This window comes from Saccharopolyspora sp. NPDC003752, from assembly GCF_053605825.1.
Genome location: NZ_JBSGJZ010000047.1, coordinates 25,537 through 32,320 on the forward strand (window position 1 = coordinate 25,537; position 6,784 = coordinate 32,320).

Annotated in this window: 6 protein-coding genes; all 6 read left to right on the forward strand. The window is 63.5% G+C overall.

Going from position 1 to position 6,784, the window contains the following annotated elements; translation table 11 throughout:
- The first annotated feature begins 366 nt into the window (after nt 1–366).
- The 6 genes from ACWEV3_RS37325 (at nt 367) to ACWEV3_RS37350 (ending at nt 5,684) form a co-directional block, all read left to right on the forward strand.
- On the forward strand, nt 367–525 hold the full coding sequence (locus ACWEV3_RS37325) for a hypothetical protein (protein WP_452618410.1): 159 nt from the start codon (nt 367–369) through the stop codon (nt 523–525).
- A 374-nt stretch (nt 526–899) separates the two neighbouring features.
- Nucleotides 900–2,969, forward strand: a complete 2,070-nt coding sequence (locus tag ACWEV3_RS37330) for an acetolactate synthase large subunit (protein ID WP_452618411.1) — start codon at nt 900–902, stop codon at nt 2,967–2,969.
- Nucleotides 2,970–3,009: 40 nt separating this feature from the next.
- Complete coding sequence (locus tag ACWEV3_RS37335) at nt 3,010–4,065, forward strand: alcohol dehydrogenase catalytic domain-containing protein (protein WP_452618412.1); 1,056 nt, start codon at nt 3,010–3,012, stop codon at nt 4,063–4,065.
- Between the two features lie 8 nt (nt 4,066–4,073).
- Complete coding sequence (locus ACWEV3_RS37340; RefSeq protein WP_452618413.1) at nt 4,074–5,078, forward strand: hypothetical protein; 1,005 nt, start codon at nt 4,074–4,076, stop codon at nt 5,076–5,078.
- Nucleotides 5,079–5,232: 154 nt separating this feature from the next.
- Entirely contained in the window at nt 5,233–5,514 is a 282-nt protein-coding gene (locus tag ACWEV3_RS37345; RefSeq protein ID WP_452618414.1) for a transposase, read from the forward strand.
- Nucleotides 5,511–5,684, forward strand: a complete 174-nt coding sequence (locus ACWEV3_RS37350) for a hypothetical protein (protein ID WP_452618415.1) — start codon at nt 5,511–5,513, stop codon at nt 5,682–5,684. Before ACWEV3_RS37345 ends, ACWEV3_RS37350 begins: the two co-directional genes overlap by 4 nt.
- The last annotated feature ends 1,100 nt before the right edge of the window (nt 5,685–6,784 follow it).

The window sequence follows — 6,784 nt, forward strand, 5'->3', positions numbered from 1 at the left end:
CTGTTGATCGCCCCCTGCGGGACGCGAGGGTGACGGGGGCGCACCAAGACCAGATCTGGTAGTGGTCAAGCCCGGCCTCGTTCTTGGCCTGCTGGAAGACCGTCGGGCCGCCATCCCGGCCGCCTGACTGTCCAGGTCGTGTGCCGGGATAGCTCGGCCGCCTACGCCGAGGCCCACCGCTTCGTACGCCAGGCGATCTGGGCCGCGCCCGCTGGAGGGATCGATTTTCCGGGCACCGTACAAAAAGTCCGCATCCGCCGCGGACACCTTCGACCACCTCAGTAGCCGGATCAGCAAGGGAGTGCGCACGGGGTAACCCACCGCGAGAACGTCCAGAACGCTCACGCCGGAACCGGCGCCGAGGTCTTGGCCACTCCACGCAGCCTCGCACTCGGCCTGCTAGGCCTGGCCGGCATCACCCAGATCACCTGCACTCCGCAACGCGTCGCCGCCGACCGCACCAGAATCCTGCCACACAGCGGCCACGACCAGCCCGAACCGGCTTCGACGATCCCGGCCAGCTGAACTGTCCAAATGGTCATGTGTTGGTGACCATCAGGACACAGTCGCGACCTAACGGTATCGCCTCCAACGAAAAGAGGGTCAGAATCCGCCTCGTAATCGCGACCAACGACCTTTGGCCCGGTTGGCCGTGGGATCCATGCCCCAAGCGCACACTTGGGGTAGACCGATTTCCGCATACCGAAAGCGGGGAACATTACCGGAGGTGGAGGCACGGGAGCACGTGGACCAATCCGCTGGTTCCCTGCAGGGTTTCCTTGCGATCCCGCTGATCGCACGCAAAGCGGCGGCCAATGACGCTTATTTCCTCAAGACAATACTTGCCCGGTACGCCGGCGCTGAGCGCATTAATGGGTCTTCCTTAGGAGGCTTTCTCGATGACCATCCCCCCGCCAAGGTCTGCCGAAGAGATAACCGGTGCTCAAGCCCTGACCCAGAGCCTGGAACTAGTCGGGGCGGAGGTGATCTTTGGGTTGCCGGGGGGCGCGATCTTGCCGGCGTATGATGCGCTGGTCGATTCGAAGACACTGCGGCATGTATTGGTACGGCACGAGCAATGCGCCGGTCACGCGGCGAGGGGATACGCCCAGGCGACCGGGAGGGTTGGGGTTTGCCTGGTTACCAGCGGTCCCGGCGCGACAAATCTCGTCACTCCCCTGGCCGACGCGTACCGAGACTCGATCCCGATTGTGGCGATCACCGGCCAAGTGCCCAGCACGGCAATCGGGACGGACGCTTTCCAGGAGATTGACGTCCTCGGGATCACTCTTCCCGTTACCAAACACGGATTCGCCGTCACCGACGCCGAACAGATCCCCACTGCGATCGCCAACGCATTCCGGATTGCCGGGGCAGGCAGACCTGGGCCGGTGGTCGTCGACGTGTGCAAGGACGCCTTGCTCGCCACCACATCCTTCCTTGAACCACGAGCGTCTGCGCCTCAGACGCCGACCACGTGTGATGGTCATTTCCTGCGCGACGCCCTAAAGCTGTTGAGTTCGGCATCGCGGCCGGTGCTCTACGTAGGTGGTGGTGCCGTTCTCGGGGAAGCTGCCCCGGAGCTGTTGCGCTTCGCAGAACATGCCGGGATACCTGTGGTGACCACGCTCATGGGACTCGGCGTCTTCCCGGACAGTCATCCATTGCACATGGGTATGCCGGGCATGCACGGATCAGTCGCTGCGGTCGGCGCTCTGCAGCAGGCTGACTTGCTCATCGCGGTCGGGGTTCGCTTCGACGACCGAGTGACCGGACAACTTTCCACCTTCGCCCCCGGGGCGCAGGTCATCCATATCGACATCGACGCCACCGAGATTTCTCGGGTCCGGCGCGCCGACGTGCCCATAGTCGGCGATTGCAAACAGGTACTCGGCGAACTCCACCGGCTAAGCGCCGCAGAGGACCTTCGCTACGACTTCACGGCCTGGACCAGGATCTTGCAGGGCTACCAGAAGACCTATCGCCCGGCCTACGAACAGCCCGCGGACGGCCTGTCCGCCCCGCGCGTCCTACGCCGGTTGGGCGAACTGGCCGCGCCGGACGCGATCTACGTGACCGGGGTCGGCCAGCATCAGATGTGGACTGCCCAGTGCATCGGCTTCGAACGTCCGCGCTCGCTGATCACCTCGGGTGGGCTCGGCACGATGGGAGTAGCGGTGCCTGCCGCCATGGGCGCGAAATTGGCTTTGCCCGAGCGCGAGGTCTGGGCGATCGACGGCGACGGCTGCTTCCAGATGACGCATCAGGAGCTCGCTACGTGCGTGGCCGAACGCATCCCCATCAAAATCGCCGTGATCAACAACGGTAGTTATGGCATGGTCCGGCAGTGGCAGAACCTTTTCTACGACCAGCGGTACTCGCAGTCTGAGTTGAACACCGTTGGGGCAGCGCCGGATTTCGTCCGGCTCGCCGAAGCATACGGCTGCGTCGGCCTGCGATGCACGAAGGCCGATGAAGTAGACGAAGTGGTTCAGCGTGCTCGCGAGATCACCGACATTCCAGCGATCATCGATTTCCAGGTTCCGGCCAACGAGATGGTATGGCCGATGGTCGGACCCGGCGCCAGCAACGATGACATTGCCATCGCCCGGGGTATGTCACCACGCTGGGATACGAGCATCGTCCGCGAGAAAATCATCGCCCAAAACTCGACTCATGAGGTGGAGCGCACCTCACCTCGTGCAGTTTCCTTGGTTGCGCGGGACACGCCTTACGCAGTACCGCGCGTTACGGCCACAGTGCGCCGCTGCGGCCTCACCATAGACCGAATGTCGCTGGAAAGCCACGACGGACGACAATACTTGGAACTGTTCTTGAGGCCCTCCGGGGGACGTGGCGAAACCTTGATTGACAGCCTCCAGGACCTGGCCGATGTTCTCGAATGCAAAGCTACAGTACAGGAGGAAAGGCATGAGTACGAGCGGCTCAGTCACAACGCAATCGGGTAGCCAAGGAACTACGAGCTTGCCGCGTCATCGGCACGCAACCATGAAAGCGCTCACGCTTGTGGCGCACAACGAGGTCGCGTTGGCAGAACGGCCAGTACCGCACCCGGGTCCGCGCGATGTGGTAGTGCGAACCACTGCATCGATGATGTGTGCGAGCGATGTGCACAATCTAAGCGGAGCAATGGCAGTGCCAGTGGGCCGGGTCCTTGGGCACGAAAGCGTGGGGATCGTGAGCCGCGTTGGGGACGCGGTGACACGAATACGCGAAGGCGAACGGGTGGCGGTTACCTCAGTCACGCCGTGCGGGTGCTGTGATTTCTGCCAGAGCGGAGCGCCACAGCAGTGCGGCGGTGGGGTTGGTGGCTATAAGTTCACCACACAACAGGACGGAAGTCTGGCTGAATATTTCGTCGTGCCGGACGCCGATTTCAACGTCGCCAGGATCCCCGACGAGCTGACCGACGAGCAGGCGTTGTACGCGACCGACTCCATGAGCACGGGGCTCGCCGCAGCCGAACAGGCCAACATCCCTCTTGGCGGTACCGTTGCGGTGTTCGCTCAAGGCGCGGTCGGTCTCTCCGTCACGGCAGGAGCCCGCTTGCTCGGCGCCGGCACAGTCATAACCACTGCGACTCGCCCGCTCAATGCCCGTCTGTCCGCGCAGTTCGGCAGCGATCTAGTCATCAACCCGCGCCACGAGGATGCGATCAACAAGATCCGGGACGTCGTTGGCCAGCACGGGGTCGATTGCGCCATCGAGGCACTCGGCACCCACGAGACCTTCGAACAGGCCGTTCGCGCAACGAAAGCCGGAGGCACGGTGGTCAATGCCGGCTACCACGGCTGGCAAGCCACCGGGCCGCTGCCGATTCCACTAGTGTCCTTCGGTTTCGGCATGGGTGGCAAGACAATCCGAGCGATGCTCTGCCCTGGCGGCTCCGAGCGCCTTCAGCGGTTGTTCCGGCTCATGGTCAACAAGCGCATCGACCCCACACCGATGACTACGCACCGCTTCGGCTTCGGAGACGCGGCGAAAGCTTTCGACCTTCTCGCTTCACGCGCTGACGGAATTATCAAGCCGCTCATCACGTACTGAGGGACGACATGACACAGACTGCAGGCATTCTCGGCGCTGGCTATTCGGTCCCGAACGGGGTCCGACGCAACGACGACCCGGCATATGCTTCGCTGAATCAGAACCGCAATGCCCAGGGCGTGATCGAGGCGGCCGTCTTCCGCGGCCTCGATCGCCGCCGAGTGCTCGCCAAGGGCGAACGCATTGAAGACCACGTCGTCAAAGCCGCCGATCTCGCGCTGGGCAAAGCAGGGCTCGAGCCCGTCGACATCGACCGGTTGTACGGCTACATCACCGTGCCGGAATACCTCACCCCCAACAGCCTGTACCACGTGCACCACCTGCTCGGGCTTCCCGCTGAAGTCATGGTCGTACCGATCAACAGCGAGTACAGCAACTTCCTGCTCGGCGTCGTGCACGCAGCCGAGGCGGTAGAAGCCGGCCGGGCCCGCAACTCGCTGGTCGCCTGCGGCGCCAACTGGACCGGACACATGGACTACACCAAAGGCCACGCGGTCAGCATCGGCGACGCGGCCGGTGCGGCGGTGGTCGGTCCTTCCGATCGATTCGTGGTCGTCGACCACTTGACGCAGACCGCAAGCAGCCAATACCACGGCCTGACCATGACCATGAGAACGTTGCACCTCAACGGACTCACGCTGCTCCCCGCCGATCCGGTCACCGGGCTGCCGACCCCGACCTACGACATGACGCAGACCGGGATCGAGGATCTCGGCGGGCTGGTCAAGGACGCCGTTGCAGTAGTGGCACTGGACCTGCTCAAACGCAATGACGTGGACCCGAACCAGGTAACCCTGATGACCCACCAGGGTTCCCGGATCCTGATGGACCACTGGAATGAGCGCATCAAACCCCGGGAATACCTGGACACCCTCGCAGAGCACGGCAATATGACCGTGGCCACCTACCCGGTCAATCTTGCGTACTACCTCGACGAGATCACCACCGAGTACACGCTGATCGTGGCAGTCGCATGCGGTCTACATGTGACAGCGTTGCTGCTGCGCAACTGAGCTACTGCCACGCCCACCGGGCCTGCCCAGGGTTTGGTTGACACTTGATATGTGAGGCTTCGGCCTCGTCTGGAAGGATGTCTTCGCGCCTAAGCCCTTTCCCCCGGAGATCCGTGACGATGTAGTCGCGGTCGCCCATCGTGGTGAGGCTCAGTTGAAGCAGATCGCCAAGGATTTCACGATCTCCGAGTTCTGCCTGGCCAACTGGTTGTGTGCTGCCGCCGTCGACGACAGCACGCGCGCCGGGGTCACCCGCGATGAGTCCACCGAGCTGCGGAAACTCCGCGAGCGGAACCGGGTGTTGGAGCAGGAGAACGAGGTCCTGCGTAAGGCAGCGGCGTATCTGGCGCAGGCCAATCTTCCGGGAGAACAGTCTTCCCGCTCGTCCATGAACTGGCCGCGGCCGGCGCCCCAATCAGGGTGCCGGTCGCGGTGACGTGCAGGGCGCTGAGGATCTCCCGGCAGGCCTACTACCAATGGCGCCGTGATCCGGCCTCGCAACGCGACTGGGACGACGCACATCTGATCAACGCCGCGCTCGACATCCACGCCGACGACCCCGCCGGAGGATATCGGTTCATCGCCGACGAACTCACGACCTGCTGATTCGTCGTGTCGGAGAACCGGATGTGGCTGATCTGCTCGATGAAACGCATCTTTTCCTTGTTACCCACGAAAAAGGACCGGTTCCGCAAGCCGGGTCCACCGATGCACGACCACCTTGTTCGTGGGCCGGAAATTCGCCGCCACGGCGCCGAATATGGCGTGGTTGACAGACATCGCCGAGCACCCCACCGCCGAGGGGAAGGTGTATCTGTGTGCGGTCAAGGACTGGTACTCCAACCGCATCGTGGGCTACTCGATCAGCCACCGGATGTAGTCCTCACTCGCCGTCGCAACGTTACGCAACGCCATCGCAGTCCGGAATCCGCGCGGCGTGATCGTCCACTCGGAACGCGGTAGCCAGTTCCAGTCGAAGAAGTTCCGGCGACTACTACACCCCCCCACCAGCGGGCCGGATCCATTGGCAGGGTCGGCGCGCGTGGGGACAACGCCGCGATGGAATCGTTCTTTTCCTTGCTGCAAAAGAACGTTCTCGACACCAGGCGGGGGCGCACCCGCGAGGAACTGCGGCTGGCGATCGTCCTGGACCGAGATCAAATATCACCGCAAACGCAGGCAACGACGCTAGCCCCGATCATCGAGGAACATATCGGCGGGCGGACGGACCAGGAACAGCCCGTGTTGGCCTACGCGCGATTGTTCGTGCGGCCGAACGTGTTTGTGTTCCATTGTGCGGACGCGTACCGGGAAGGAGGGGGCGCGCTCTCCACCGGGCCTCCCGTCACAACGCACACCCGCGGCGAGCGTCCTCCGCCGTCACCACCACATTCTCCCCCGGCTGCGCTTGCTGCCGGATCTTCCACATCGCAGACCGCGTCTTCGAGCAGGTCACCACACAACTCCGCTGGCCACCGACCCATCGCCGCCGACTGCACGGCCTCGTCCCGAGTTTCGAACAGATCAGCACCTGTGGAACCGGCCCGGTGGTCGTTGATGAGGCTAGGCCACGGCACCACCGCAGCGTCCGCTATGGACGAGTCAACAGCAGCGGGCACATCGCCAAACCAGCCGCCCGCTCCCCCATCGAAACCGGGCAACCCGCAGGAAACATCTCCGCCGCGATAGGGCGTGCGTGTGTGGCG